Origin of the sequence: Bradyrhizobium sp. PUT101, from assembly GCF_052043945.1 — a bacterium.
In the GTDB taxonomy this organism is placed as follows: domain Bacteria; phylum Pseudomonadota; class Alphaproteobacteria; order Rhizobiales; family Xanthobacteraceae; genus Bradyrhizobium.
The window spans coordinates 2,622,912-2,636,458 of record NZ_CP197207.1; the positions used below are offsets into that span (position 1 = coordinate 2,622,912).

The 13,547-nt window shown below is 64.9% G+C and carries 12 protein-coding genes and 1 pseudogene; 1 reads left to right on the forward strand and 12 read right to left on the reverse strand.

All coding sequences use genetic code 11. From position 1 onward, the window contains the following. Window positions 1-6 precede the first annotated feature (6 nt). The 11 genes and pseudogenes from ACSHT2_RS12945 to miaA form a co-directional block, all read right to left on the reverse strand. Complete coding sequence (locus ACSHT2_RS12945; RefSeq protein WP_440641897.1) at window positions 7-1,719, reverse strand: LTA synthase family protein; 1,713 nt, start codon at window positions 1,717-1,719, stop codon at window positions 7-9. Between the two features lie 154 nt (window positions 1,720-1,873). Beyond that, on the reverse strand, window positions 1,874-2,095 hold the full coding sequence (locus ACSHT2_RS12950) for a hypothetical protein (RefSeq protein ID WP_440641898.1): 222 nt from the start codon (window positions 2,093-2,095) through the stop codon (window positions 1,874-1,876). A gap of 309 nt (window positions 2,096-2,404) precedes the next feature. Then, window positions 2,405-2,628: pseudogene (locus tag ACSHT2_RS12955) on the reverse strand (hypothetical protein); the annotation flags it as partial. Between the two features lie 395 nt (window positions 2,629-3,023). Further along, the gene (gene ilvC, locus ACSHT2_RS12960; RefSeq protein WP_126255348.1) at window positions 3,024-4,043 is read right to left on the reverse strand and encodes a ketol-acid reductoisomerase; all 1,020 of its coding nucleotides are present in this window, start codon (window positions 4,041-4,043) and stop codon (window positions 3,024-3,026) included. Between the two features lie 132 nt (window positions 4,044-4,175). Continuing rightward, the gene (locus tag ACSHT2_RS12965; protein WP_440641899.1) at window positions 4,176-4,778 is read right to left on the reverse strand and encodes a LysE family translocator; all 603 of its coding nucleotides are present in this window, start codon (window positions 4,776-4,778) and stop codon (window positions 4,176-4,178) included. A gap of 7 nt (window positions 4,779-4,785) precedes the next feature. Continuing rightward, window positions 4,786-5,661 (reverse strand): EamA family transporter, encoded by an 876-nt coding sequence (locus ACSHT2_RS12970; protein ID WP_440641900.1) that lies wholly within the window; start codon window positions 5,659-5,661, stop codon window positions 4,786-4,788. Between the two features lie 42 nt (window positions 5,662-5,703). After that, window positions 5,704-6,399: a class I SAM-dependent methyltransferase gene (locus ACSHT2_RS12975; RefSeq protein ID WP_440641901.1), complete on the reverse strand. Its 696-nt coding sequence runs from the start codon at window positions 6,397-6,399 to the stop codon at window positions 5,704-5,706. A gap of 3 nt (window positions 6,400-6,402) precedes the next feature. Continuing rightward, window positions 6,403-6,945 carry an acetolactate synthase small subunit gene (gene ilvN / locus ACSHT2_RS12980; protein ID WP_061879307.1) on the reverse strand — a complete coding sequence of 181 codons (543 nt, stop codon included), beginning with the start codon at window positions 6,943-6,945 and terminating at the stop codon, window positions 6,403-6,405. Window positions 6,946-6,968: 23 nt separating this feature from the next. After that, entirely contained in the window at window positions 6,969-7,940 is a 972-nt protein-coding gene (locus ACSHT2_RS12985; RefSeq protein ID WP_440641902.1) for a threonine dehydratase, read from the reverse strand. 4 nt (window positions 7,941-7,944) lie between these two features. Beyond that, complete coding sequence (locus ACSHT2_RS12990; RefSeq protein WP_440641903.1) at window positions 7,945-9,720, reverse strand: acetolactate synthase 3 large subunit; 1,776 nt, start codon at window positions 9,718-9,720, stop codon at window positions 7,945-7,947. A gap of 327 nt (window positions 9,721-10,047) precedes the next feature. Further along, complete coding sequence (gene miaA / locus ACSHT2_RS12995) at window positions 10,048-10,989, reverse strand: tRNA (adenosine(37)-N6)-dimethylallyltransferase MiaA (protein ID WP_440641904.1); 942 nt, start codon at window positions 10,987-10,989, stop codon at window positions 10,048-10,050. Between the two features lie 10 nt (window positions 10,990-10,999). On the opposite strand from miaA, the gene serB reads away from it, so the two are divergent. After that, window positions 11,000-11,905 (forward strand): phosphoserine phosphatase SerB, encoded by a 906-nt coding sequence (gene serB / locus ACSHT2_RS13000; RefSeq protein WP_440641905.1) that lies wholly within the window; start codon window positions 11,000-11,002, stop codon window positions 11,903-11,905. 59 nt (window positions 11,906-11,964) lie between these two features. Here the strand turns inward: serB and ACSHT2_RS13005 are convergent, their stop codons facing one another. After that, complete coding sequence (locus tag ACSHT2_RS13005) at window positions 11,965-13,485, reverse strand: Do family serine endopeptidase (RefSeq protein ID WP_440641906.1); 1,521 nt, start codon at window positions 13,483-13,485, stop codon at window positions 11,965-11,967. Window positions 13,486-13,547: the final 62 nt, after the last annotated feature.

Genomic DNA, 13,547 nt, shown 5'->3' on the forward strand with positions numbered 1-13,547 from the left:
GGACGGCTACAGTCCCCTGATCATCCCCGCGTCGATCAGCAGCCGGTTCAGCCGCCGCGCCTCGGCGCCCTCCTTGCAGCCGTAGAAGATGCCCTTGCAGCGGAGCATGATCTCCTTCTGCTCGGCGAAAGACGGGTCGAGCGGGATGCCGGCGGCTTCCTGGATCACCAGCGGCAGATAGGGGCCGTCGATCGTGTCCATCACGGCCGCGCTCTTCAGCGGCTCGAAATTGACGGCGTCGATCGCATAATAGGTCGCGTAGAGACGCGGATCGTAATTGTCCAGCTTCTTGCCGAGAGCGCCCTCGTCGAGCCCGGGCTCGAGGATCTGCGGTGCGAATTCCGGCTGGTGATCGCCGTAGCGCACGATCAGGAAGGGCTCGCCCGGAAATTTCTTCTTCAGCCCGGCGACGAAGGCCTTGTACTGCTCGGCGCTCATGGCCTGTCGGCGCAGATATTCGTCGATCGACGGCGCATTGCCCGGCGCGCGCCAGGTCGGCAGCAGGTCGGGGCGGAAGCGCGTCTCCCAGGGGAAATGATTGGCGCCGAGATAGATGAAGGTGAACAGCGGCTTGTTCGGCGGCTGCTGGCCCATCAGCTGGAGCGCCTTGTCGTAGAAGAAGCTGTCGGGTTCGACATCCTTCGCGCCGAGGTCTTTCGAATCGAGAAAGCGCTCGATGCCGGTCGTCATCTGGAAGCTGCGCGCGCCCATGAAGCCGCCATTGGCGGGATAGAGCGACAGCGTCTCGTAGCCGCAGCGGCGCAGCGCCAGCGGCAGGCCGCGCTCAACCCGGCTCGAGGCAATGCGCGTCACGAAATAGGCGAAGCGTCCGAACGAGCGCGAGGAGAGCCCCGCGAGCACGTTGTATTCGGTGAACCAGCTCGGTCCGCCATTGCTCTCGGCCAGGAACGTGCGCTGCTTGCCGTCCCAGGAGTTGAAGTGGCTGCCATAGCCCTGCGGCACCTTGATGCCCTGCGCCGCGCGGATGTCGAAGCTCGATTCATCATGGATCATGATGATATTCGGCCGGCGGCCGGCCGGATGGCAGGCATCGACCAGAGGTATGTTGAGCCGTTCATTGGTCGAAGCGGCCGCCTCCATGAGGCCGTACTGCGCGAGATCCGACACCGCGCTGACGCCCGAGCGGAAGAATTTCGAGAGATAGCCGTCGTCGTAATAGCTGCGCCAGGCTTCATCCGGATGGTAGAGCGAATAACCGACAAGCCCGGCGAGGCAGGCGAGCTTGCAGGCCAGCGCCGGCAGGCGGCGGACGCGGAACGGGTCGAGCCACCACAGCGAATACATCAACGGGAGCGTGACCAGGCCGGCCAGAATCACCGACCAGCGCAAGTTCGGGAAGATGGTGAACAGGAACGCGACGGTGTCGCGGTCGATCATCATCAGGTCGATGAAGTTGACCGTCATCTGCACGACCGCGTGCTTGAGCTGCGACAGCAGCACCAGCACGACGACCATGGTCAGCGACAGTGCACCCGAGAGCGCCGGCCGCCGCAGCAGCGTGATCCAGAAGAAGTTCAGGATGCCCCAGGCGAGCGCAAAGGACAGGCGCGAGCCGAAATCGGTCTCGGTCTTGTACATCAGCGCGAGCGCAGCGAAATGCGGCGCTGCAACCGCGAGCAGGCGCCAGATGCCGAGCGCGGCGACGCTCGCCAGCACGGCGGTCGCGGCAGAAGGACCTGGATTGGGCGCGGACGCCATCGAAAATACGCTGAACTTCAAGTCCGGCCCTGTGACACCTCTGACCGGCCGGTCAGGGCGTCCGGCGCAGCCGGAAGCCTGCACCGTGTCATAAAACTGTAACGGAATGGTCAAGGACAGGCAACGCGCGGGGCGGCCCGACCTTCGCTTAATGTTAGCGAGCGGCGAAGCTGCTACGGCTTTGCAACGCCCGCGATGAACAGGTCGAGCCCTCTTCCGCCACCCGCTCGACTTCACGCTGCTCCACGCGCCAACGTGGAAAGTGGCCGTCGAGATTCATCCGAGCGAAACCGTAGACCAGGGCGCGGCCGGCGATCTCGATGCGCTTGCGGTCGGCCGACCGCAGCAGCCCCTGCTCTGCCGCGTCGGTCAGCATCCGCTCGGTCAGCGCGATCGGCTCGGCCGTGGTCGCGCGTCAGCTCCGGCGAGCTGCCATGGGCGAAATGGCGCCCGGTGGAGATGATCTGGAAATGCGCGGGGTTGCGCCTGGCCCAGCACAGATGAGCGAGGCGGAACGCGTGAAAGCCGGCCAGCGGGTCGGCGGCCGGCACCGAGCCCAGCGCCGTCTCGATCTTGGCACGAAAGCGCCGCTGCGCCTCCTCTGCCACGGCCACCATCAGGACGTCGCGGTTTCGGGAAGTGCCGGAATTGCGCTCCCGGCGACACTGCTGCCCGGCACGCAGCCTCACGGACGGAGATCTCGATTCCCTCCGCTGCAAGTTGCAGCGCAGCATCGATCAACACGCGGCAGCAACCCGAGCCGCTTGGCGATGATGCGCTCGAGCGTCCGCTTCGGCAGCACGGCCCCGATCAGGTGGCGCATCGGCTCCGGCGTGATCTGATGGCGCACCTTGGGACCTGCCGCGGTCAGCGCTCGAGCACAATTTCGGCGATGCGCTCGGCCGGTATGCAACGGCCTGGCTCGAGATGAGAATGCGGATGAAGAGCCGAACCCTTGCCCCGGAGGACGCAGAGGTTTTGATGTTCGGAACGCCGCGAGAAAGTGCGACAAACGCCGCGATGCCAAGAATGTGGTTTAAAAGTCGGTTCTTCGCGTTCAGGCTGCGCGTCAACCCGCGAAGAATTTGAATGAAACAGCAATGCTTCGCGCGGGATGAAAAGAGCGAGACCACTGTTTGCGATCTCGCTCGATCATAGCCGCGAAGATTTAAGATTTGGTTTGGCGAGCAAGGTTGCGTTTCGTCCGTCATTCCGGGGCGCGCGTTAGCGCGAACCCGGAATCTCGATCCACAACCTCTGGATTCCGGGTTGCGCTTCGCGCCCCCGGAATGACGGCGTAGCCGTCAGTTCTTGCTCTTGTCGACCAGCGCGCCCTTCTTGATCCAGGGCATCATGTCGCGCAGCTTGGCGCCGACCTCCTCGATCGGGTGCTGGGCGAGCTTGGCGCGGGTCGCCTTGAACGAGGTCTGGTTGACCTTGTTCTCGAGCATCCAGTCGCGCGCGAACTTGCCGCCCTGGATGTCGGCGAGAACCTTCCGCATCTCCTTCTTGGTCTCGTCGGTGATGATGCGCGGACCGGTGACGTACTCGCCGTACTCGGCGGTGTTGGAGATCGAGTAGTTCATGTTGGCGATGCCGCCTTCATAGATCAGGTCGACGATCAGCTTCACTTCGTGCAGGCACTCGAAATAGGCCATCTCCGGCGCGTAGCCGGCTTCGACCAGGGTCTCGTAGCCGCCCTTGATCAGCTCGACCAGGCCGCCGCAGAGCACGACCTGCTCGCCGAACAGGTCGGTCTCGCACTCTTCCTTGAAGGTGGTCTCGATGATGCCGGCGCGGCCGCCGCCGATGGCGGAGGCGTAGGACAGGCCGAGGTCATGGGCGTTGCCCGAGACGTCCTTGGCGATCGCGATCAGGCAGGGCACGCCGCCGCCGCGCTGATATTCCGAGCGCACGGTGTGGCCGGGGCCCTTCGGCGCGATCATCAGCACGTCGAGGTCGGCGCGCGGATCGAGCAGGTTGAAGTGGACGTTGAGGCCGTGGGCGAACACGAGGGCGGCGCCCTTCTTCATGTTGTCGTGCAGGTGCTCGCGGTAGATGTCGCCCTGAAGCTCGTCCGGCGTCAGCATCATGACGAGGTCGGCCCATTTGGCGGCTTCGGCGACTTCCAGCACCTTGAAGCCGGCAGCTTCCGCCTTCTTGGCCGAGGCCGAACCCTTGCGCAGCGCAATGGCGACTTCCTTGACGCCGGAGTCCTTCAGGTTGAGCGCATGGGCGTGGCCCTGGCTGCCATAGCCGACGATGGCGACCTTCTTGCCCTTGATCAGGTTCAGGTCGGCGTCGCGATCGTAATAAACACGCATGGTCGTTTCCTCGTTCAGGGCCGAAATCGGCCAATGGTCAGTGTCCGAAGGGTGAAATTTGCGGATTTCGGGGGCTGTCTAGAGCATTTTCAGCCTTGAGGGAAACCCGTTTCTGCATGGAAATCCGCGACATCATGCATCCATGAAAACGGGGTAGAGGGAAGCGAGCAGCAGGACCGCCATCAGGATATTGAAGGCGCGGACCAGCCGCTCGGAGGTCAGAACCGGGCGCAGCGCGGTGCCGAACAGGGCCCAGACCACGGTCGAGACCGTGCCGACGACGAGGCTGATCACGGTCTGGATGGCGATGTTGAGCGGGAATTGGGCGATCGCGGCGTAGGCGGTGATGGTGCCGATCACGATCACCCAGCCCTTGGCATTGATCCACTGGAACATCGCCGCACCCCAAAAGGTCATCGGGCCGCGGGCCTTCTCCTCGCCGGGCCTGGCCGGACCGGACATGGCGATCACGGCGGCCAGGTAAATCAGGTAGGCGGCGCCGGCATATTTCAGGATGGTCTGGAGGATCGGATAGGCCAGGAACACGGTGCCGAGCCCGAGGCCGACGGCGGCGATCATGAAGGCGAAGCCGATGACGATGCCGACGATATGCGGGATCGTGCGCCGGAAGCCGTAGGTCAGGCCGGAGGACAACAGCATGATGTTGTTAGGCCCTGGGGTGAAGTACATCACCACCATGAAGGCGAGGAAGGCGTAGAACAGCGAGTAGGTCATATTCGCCTCACGCAGTCTTCGGCACGACTTGCGGGCGCTTCGCCAGCACCATCACGGCGATGCCGCCGATCACGGTCAGCATGCCGGCGAGGCGCAGGGGTCCGAACCGCTCGCCGAACACGATGCTGGAGGCAGCCGAGCCGACGAACGGCACCAGCAGCGCGAACGGCACCACTTGCGCGGCGGGATAGTCGCGCAGCAGGCGGCCCCACTGCCAATAGGCGATGCTGGTGGAGACGCCGCCGAGCATCAGCATGCAGAGAGCTGACGTCAGCGACATGTGGGTCAGCGACGTCCAGGTCGGAGCCGGCCCATTGGCGATCAGCGCCAGCACGAACAGCGGCACCGCCGACGCGAGACATAGCCACGCGAACAGGTCGAACATCGGCACGCCGCGGGCGCTGCGCAGCAGGAGATTTCCAACGGCGAAGCTGAGCGGCGAGATCATCAGCACCGCGAATGCCGCGATGCTGAAATCATAGCCAACGGTGCCGCAGATCATCAGCAGGCCCGCCGCGGCAACGACGATACCCAGCGTCTGCAGCGGCGTCGGCCGCTCGCCGAACGCGAGCGCGGCAAAGCCGATGGTGAACAGCGCCTGGCTTTGCACCACGACGGAGGTCAAGCCCACCGGAACGCCATGGGCGATGCCATAGGCCTGGCTCAGGAACTGGCCGAGGAACAGCGTGAAGCTGATCGCGATCAGAAGCGGCCATGCAATCTTCGGCTTGCGAACGAACAGGCAGGGCACCGCGGCAATGGTAAATCGTAGCGCCGTCATCAACTCCGGCGACAGCTCGTCGAGCGCGATCCGGCTTGCCACGAAGGCAAGTCCCCAGATGATCGCCACCGTGACGGCAATGAGGATGTCGGCGGGCTTCATTATCGTTTCCGGTCCTGCCTTTTCAGACAGCCTTGCTGTTGTTCAGCCTTGCTCGCCGGCTTTGGGTTTGCGCAGCAGATACGTGCCGTGCATCGGTGCGTGGTAATCAGCCGAGACCAGCGTGAAGCCGACGTCGGTCAGCATCCGTTCCATCACCCAGCCGAAGGTGGAATATTCGTCGCGCATGTGCGTCACCACGCTCTCCCGCGCGAAATCGTGGTTCTTGATCTGGAAGTCGGCCCATTGCTCGACGTCACGCTCGATCGCGTCAGGCATCGCGGTATAGACGATGTCGCGCAGATAGAAGCTCGCACCCCGCTTCAGTGCGCGATAGATCCGCGACATCGCCACCGCCTTCCAGAAATCCGGCAAATGGTGCAGCGTGAACTCGCTGACGATCAGATCGTAGGACTCCGGGCGGTAGGCGAAGCTGAGCAGGCCTGCCGACTGGGTGCGCACCGGCGCCTTGCGGTCGCGGGCGTAGATCTCGGCGAGCGCGAGCATCGCCGGCGAGATGTCGATGGCGTCAACCTCCGCGCCCATCAGCGCGGCTTCGGTGGCGAGCACGCCGTTGCCGCAGCCGATATCGGCGATACGCCAGCCGCGCTGCACACCCAGCATTTTCAGCGCGGCGCGCGACCGCAGATCGGCATCGTCATGGCTGTCGTAGATCGATGCCACAGCGGGCTCGATCCCCATCCGGTTCCGCTCGTTGTAGTACCAGTCGCGCGCCAGCATGGCTCACATCCCTTCAGGTCCGCGACCGATCGCGGCGACGCCGGTGCGCGACACCTCGACAAGGCCGAGCGGGCGCATCAGGTCGATAAATTGATTGATCTTGTCCGTATTGCCTGTGATCTCGAACACAAAGCTCTCGGTGGTGGCGTCGATCACGCGGGCACGGAACGCATCCGCCAGCCTGAGCGCCTCGACCCGGTGCTCGCCCTGCCCGCGCACCTTCACCATGGCCAGCTCGCGCTCGATCGAACGCTTCGTCAGGGTCATGTCGACGACGCGGTAGACCGGGATCATGCGATCGAGCTGGTGCTTGATCTGCTCGATCACCATCGGCGTACCCGTGGTGACGATGGTGATGCGCGACAGATGCTTCTGGGCCTCGGTCTCCGAGACCGTAAGGCTCTCGATGTTGTAGCCGCGCCCCGAGAACAGGCCGATGACGCGCGCGAGCACGCCCGGCTCGTTCTGCACGAGCACCGCGAGCGTGTGCGTCTCGTTGGGATCGTGGCGGTCCTCGATGAAGTAGGCGGATGCGGGCTGGTTCATTGTCGTCCCCTCTTGACTCTCCGTCACGCCATCGCTGGCGCGTCCGTCCCGATCCAACGGCGGAACAGATCGAAATCGATGTTGCCCCCGGACAGCACGAGACCGACGCGCTTGCCCGACAGTCTTGTCTTTTCCTGAAGTGCCGCAGCGAGCGCGGCGGCGCCGGCGCCTTCGGCGAGATTATGGGTATCGGTCCAGTAGGCGCGGATCGCGGCAGCGACTTCGTCGTCGGTGACCTGCACGATGCGCGACGCCCCCTTGCGGATCAGGGCGAGCGCATCCGGGTCTGGAATGCGCGTCGCCATGCCGTCGGCAAGCGTATTGCTGGTTTCGGTCGTCACGATCTTTCCGGCCGCAAACGACAGCGCGTAGGACGGCGCCTCGGTCGATTGCACACCGACGATCTCGGTCTTCAGGCCCAGCAGGTCGCGCGCCATGATACAGCCGGAGATGCCGGAGCCCTGCCCAATCGGCACGTAGAGGATGTCGAGGTCAGGCGCGGACCTGAACATCTCGAGCGCATAGGTCGCGACGCCGAGCACGAGATCCGGATGGAACGAAGGCACCATGTGCAGGCCGGTAAACTGGGCGCGCCGCTGGGCCTCTTCGGCGGCCGCCTGAAAGTCCTCGCCATGCTCGACCAGCTCGGCACCAAACGCCTTCATGGCGCGGTTCTTCTCGACCGAATTGCCCCGCGGCACGTAGATCACGGCAGGAATGCCGTGACGAGCGGCGGCAAAGGCCAGGCTCTGGCCGTGGTTGCCGCGCGTCGCCGAGATGATGCCGGGCGTGTTCGGCCGCTCGCGCTTGAGCCGGTCGAGATAGACGAGGCCGCCGCGCACCTTGAACGCGCCGATCGGGGTATGGTTCTCGTGCTTGACCAGAACTTGCGTGCCGAGGCGTTCAGCGAGCAGCGGCCAGGCATGCGCCGGCGTTGCCGGCACTGCCTGCCCCACGATCGCACATGCGTGCTCGAGCTCGTTCAGATCGAACATGGCCTCACACCAGCGCCTTGCCGCCGGCGAATGCCTTCGCCGTGGCTTCATCGTTCGCCTGCTCCGGCAACAGCATCTCGTTATGCGCCTTGCCGGAGGGAATCATCGGGAAGCAGTTTTCCAGCGCGGCGACGCGGCAGTCGAACAGCACGGGGCGCTTGACCGAGATCATCTCCTTGATGGCGCCCTCGAGATCGGCGGGCTTGTGCACCTGGAGACCGACGGCGCCATAGGCTTCCGCGAGCTTGACGAAGTCCGGCAGCGCTTCCGAGTAGGAATGCGACAGGCGATTGCCGTGCAGCAGCTGCTGCCACTGCCGCACCATGCCCATGTACTGGTTGTTCAGGATGAAGATCTTGATGGGCAGCTCGTACTGCACTGCCGTCGACATCTCCTGCATCGTCATCTGCACCGAGGCATCGCCCGCGATGTCGATGACGAGACTGTCGGGATGGGCAACCTGCACGCCGACCGCCGCCGGCAGGCCATAGCCCATGGTACCGAGACCGCCCGACGTCATCCAGCGATGCGGCTCCTCGAAGCCGTAGAACTGCGCCGCCCACATCTGATGCTGGCCGACCTCGGTCGTGATGTAGGTGTCCTTGCCGCGCGTCGCCTCGAACAGGCTCTGGATCGCGTGCTGCGGCAGGATGACGTCGTTGCTCTTCTTGTAATAGAGCGAGTTGCGGGCGCGCCACTGCGCGATCTGCTGCCACCAGGTCTTGATGTCGGGTTTCTTCGCCTCCGCCTTGAACACCTGGAGGATGTCGCCGAGGATGTTGCCGCAATCGCCGATGATCGGCACGTCGACGCGGATGTTCTTGTTGATCGAGGACGGATCGATGTCGATGTGGATCTTCTTCGAGCCCGGCGAGAACGCATCGACGCGGCCGGTGATGCGGTCATCGAAGCGCGCACCGACGCAGAGCATGACGTCGCAATCATGCATGGCCATGTTGGCTTCGTAGGTGCCGTGCATGCCGAGCATGCCGAGCCAGTTCTTGCCCGACGCCGGGTACGCCCCCAAACCCATCAGGGTGGAGGTGATCGGGAAGCCGGTGACCTCGACCAGCTCACGCAAGAGCTTGGTCGCCTCGGGGCCGGAATTGATGACGCCGCCGCCACTGTAGATCACGGGGCGCTTGGCATTGGCCAGCAGCGCCACGGCCTTGCGGATCTGCGTCGCATCGCCTTTCACACGCGGCGCATAGGAGCGGTGCACGTCGGACTTGCGCGGCGGATGATAGGTGCCGGTCGCGAACTGCACGTCCTTGGGCACGTCGACCAGCACCGGGCCGGGACGGCCGGAGGTCGCGACATAGAAGGCTTCGTGCAGCACCTTGGCGAGATCGTTGACGTCGCGCACCAGCCAATTGTGCTTGGTGCAGGGGCGCGTGATGCCGACGGTGTCGCATTCCTGGAACGCGTCGTTGCCGATCAGATGCGTCGGCACCTGGCCGGAGATGCAGACCAGCGGGATCGAGTCCATCAGCGCGTCGGTGAGCGGCGTCACCATGTTGGTGGCGCCGGGACCGGAGGTCACCAGCGCAACGCCCGGCTTGCCGGTCGAACGCGCGTAGCCCTCGGCGGCATGGCCCGCGCCCTGCTCGTGGCGGACCAGGATGTGCTGGACCTCGCTTTGCTGGAAGATCTCGTCATAGATCGGAAGCACGGCGCCGCCGGGGTAGCCGAAAATGTCGGTCACGCCGTGATCGATGAGCGCGCGGACGATCATCGCGGCGCCGGTCATCTGGTTCGGGTCGTGGCTCTTGTCGCTCATTGGCTTGCTCCGGATGCGCTGTTGTCAGCGGCTTCGTTCGTGTCGGGTTCGGGAAATAAAAAAGGCCCCGAAGAGGGCCCATGCACACCGCCTGTCTTGTGGATGGCAGCTAGCCACCCCCGGCGGTGTGCCTGGGTACGACGGCGATAAGGAGTTTGGTAATAATATTACGCATGGCAGGCGCTCGGCTTCCCAAAGGTTGCGCGAAACATAGCGACCAAAGCCCGGATGTCAAGGCAATGCGGCCATTCCCACGCGATTTTGCCAGTGTAACCCTGTTCCCCGGGTTCGGCGAGAGGTAAATTCGAGCCCCCGCCACAAACCACGTCAGTCGGAAGCCCTGCCCGCGTTCACGACCGCCGCGAGCCAACCCCTCGCCTCCTCCGGCCTGACCCATTCGAATTCCGGCAATTGGTGCCGGAACCAGGTGAATTGCCGCTTGGCGTAATGGCGGGTGTCGGCGCGGCCGATGCTGGCGGCCTCCTCCAGGCTGAGCTCGCCGCGCAGATGCCGGATCAGGGCCGGCACGCCATGGGCTTTCATCGCCGGCAGCAGCGGATCGAGGTGTCTGGCGGCGAGCCGCTCGACCTCCCTCAAAGCGCCGGCTCCTAGCATGGCGTCGAAGCGGGCATCGATGCGGGCATAGAGATCGTCCCGCTCAGGCGCGAGAAACACCGCGCGAAAGCTGTCCTTCGGCAGCAGCGGTGGCTGTCCCTCCCGGTGCCAGTCGAGCAGTGAACGCCCGGTCGCCTCAATCACCTCGAGCGCGCGTGCAATCCGCGTGCGGTCGCGCAGGTTCAATCGCTCGGCTGCAGCCAGGTCGCGGCGCACAAGTTCCGCGTGCAGCGCCTCGACGCCGTTCCGCTCCAACCGCGCCCTCACGTCCTCCCGCACCTCGGCAGGGATTGGCGGCACCACGGAGAGGCCGGCCGTCAGAGCCTTGAAATAGAGCCCTGTGCCGCCGATGAAGATCGGCAGACGGCCTTGAGCCCTTGCTTCATCGAGCGCTTTCGCCGCGTCGCTGACCCAGGCGCCCGCCGAAAAATTCACGGCCGCATCGACATGGCCATAGAGGCGATGCGGCACCAGCGCCTCGTCCGCCGCTGTCGGCCGTGCCGTGATGATGCGGAGGTCGCGGTAGACCTGCATGGAATCGGCATTGATGACGATACCGCCGGTGGCGAGGGCAAGCTCGAGCGCCAGCGCCGACTTGCCGCTGGCGGTCGGGCCTGCGATAAGCACGGCCTTGCTTGAATGCCCCTCGCTCACGAAACCCTCGATGTCCCTCGTTGCCACGCTGATCTGCAACCCTGACAATCCCGCGCTCGACTCGACCATCGTCGACGGCGCCCGCGCCGTGCTGCCACAGGCGGCGCCCGCGCACTGGCTGTTCGACGGGGTCGCGGTCGACATCCCCTTCGGCACCGACAGTAACCTCGGAGGCGACCGTCACGCCATCGAGCAACGGTTGCGCGAGCTCCGCGGCGACCTGCCCATCGATATCGTCGTGCAGCCAGTCGGCGCCCGGCGCAAGAAGCTTTTTCTCGCCGACATGGATTCCACCATGATCGGCCAGGAATGCATCGACGAGCTCGCCGATTTCGTCGGGGTGAAGGCGCATGTCGCCGCCATCACCGAGCGCGCGATGCGCGGCGAGATCGAGTTCGAGCCGGCGCTGCGCGAGCGCGTTGCGCTGCTCAAGGACCTGCCCGCAAACGTGGTCGACGAGGTGCTGGCCAAGCGCATCACGCTGACGCCGGGCGGCAGGACACTGGTCGCGACCATGCGCGCGAACGGCGCTTACACCTGCCTCGTCTCCGGCGGATTCACGCTGTTCACGACCGCGGTCGCCGCCAAGATCGGCTTCCAGGAGAACCGCGCAAACGAGCTCGTCGTACGCGACGGCAAGTTCACCGGCGAGGTGAAGGAGCCGATCCTCGGCCGCGCGGCAAAGCTCGCGACGCTGGTGGACTTGATGGAGTCGTTCGATCTCGACGACATCGACTCGGTGGTGGTCGGCGACGGCGCAAACGATCTCGCGATGATTCAGGCGGCGGGGCTCGGCGTGGCCTATCACGCCAAACCCGCGGTGGCCGCTGCCGCGGCCGCGCGGATCGATCACGGCGATCTCACCGCGCTGCTCTATGCGCAGGGGTATCGGCGCGACGAGTTCGCCGAGGCGTAGCTTCTCTCCGTCATTCCGGGCCGGTGCTTGCGCGCCATCCCGGAATGACAGAGCCCGGCTTACTGCACGCTCAGCGCGACGAATCGCAGTTCGCCCTCGCCGTTCGAGACCAGCAGCAGCACCGACTTCTTGCCGTCCTTCTTGAGCTGATCGACCCGCTTCTGGATGTCGGCGCCGCTGGACACCGCTTCCTGCGCGACCTCGACGATGACGTCACCGGCCGAGAGGCGCTTCTCGGCAGCGTCCGAATTGGCGTCGACATTGGTGACGACCACGCCCTTGACGCTGTCCTTGATCTTGTAGCGCGTGCGCAGATCCTTGTTGAGCGCTGCGAGGTCCAGACCAAGCGCCTTCTGCGTCACCGGCTTCTCGGGCGCGGGCTCGTCGGTCTTCACCGCGGCCTGCACCTTTTCGGGGTCCTGGAGGCGGCCGAGCGTGACCTTCTTGGTCTCTTCCTGCCCCTTGCGGATGATCACGACGTCGACCTCCTTGCCGACCGCCGTGTCGGCGACGACGCGGGACAGGTCCTTCGGGTCCTTGACGTCCTTGCCGTCGAACTTGACGACGACGTCGCCCGGCTCGATGCCGGCGGGCTTGGCCGGACCCTTGTCGTCGACACCGGCGACCAGCGCACCGCGCGCCGGCTTGATGTTGAGACTTTCGGCGATCTCGTCAGTGACGCTCTGGATGCGCACTCCAAGCCAGCCGCGGCGCAGCTCGCCGAACTGGCGGAGCTGATCGACGACGCCCACCACCGTCTTCGACGGCACGGCGAAGCCGATGCCGATGGAGCCGCCGGATGGGGAGATGATCAGCGTGTTGACGCCGATGACGTCGCCGTCGAGATTGAACAGCGGACCGCCGGAATTGCCGCGATTGATGGAGGCGTCGGTCTGGATGTAGCTGTCGTATGGCCCTGAGGAGATGTCGCGGTTCTTGGCCGAGACGATGCCGGCCGTCACCGTGCCTCCCAGGCTGAAGGGATTGCCGATCGCGACCACCCAGTCGCCGAGGCGCAGCTTGTCGGAGTCGCCGAACTTGACCGCGACCAGCGGCTTCGGCGGCTTGATCTTGAGCACGGCGAGATCGGTCTTCTTGTCGACGCCGACCAGCTCGGCCTTGATCTTGGTGCCGTCGTTGAGGATGACGTGAATCTCGTCGGCGTCCGCAATGACGTGGTTATTGGTGACGACGACGCCTGACGCATCGATGATGAAGCCGCTTCCGAGCGAGTTGGTCTTGCGCGGAGGATTGTTGTCGCCGCCCTTGCTGCCGCCACCGGGGCCCCGGCGGTTCTTGAAGAAGTCGTCGAAGAACTCCTCGAACGGCGAGCCGGGCGGCAGTTGCGGCATGGTGTTGCTGCCGCCGCCGCCCTTGGCCGCGACCGTCTGGGAAGTCGAGATGTTGACGACCGCGTCGATCACCTTCTCGGCGACGTCCGCGATGCCATCCGGTCCGCGCGCATGGGCCGGCGTGCCGAACGCGCTGAAAGCACTGACGGCGAGCGCGGCCAGCCCAATTCGCACACCAAGTCGCACGCGACGGCGCGAGCGGGACGGGGCAGTGGTGGCAGCGATCATTGTGATCTCCAGACAAAGGGATTCGGCGCCAGACTGCGCTCGAACGGGGGCACGGCGCAAGC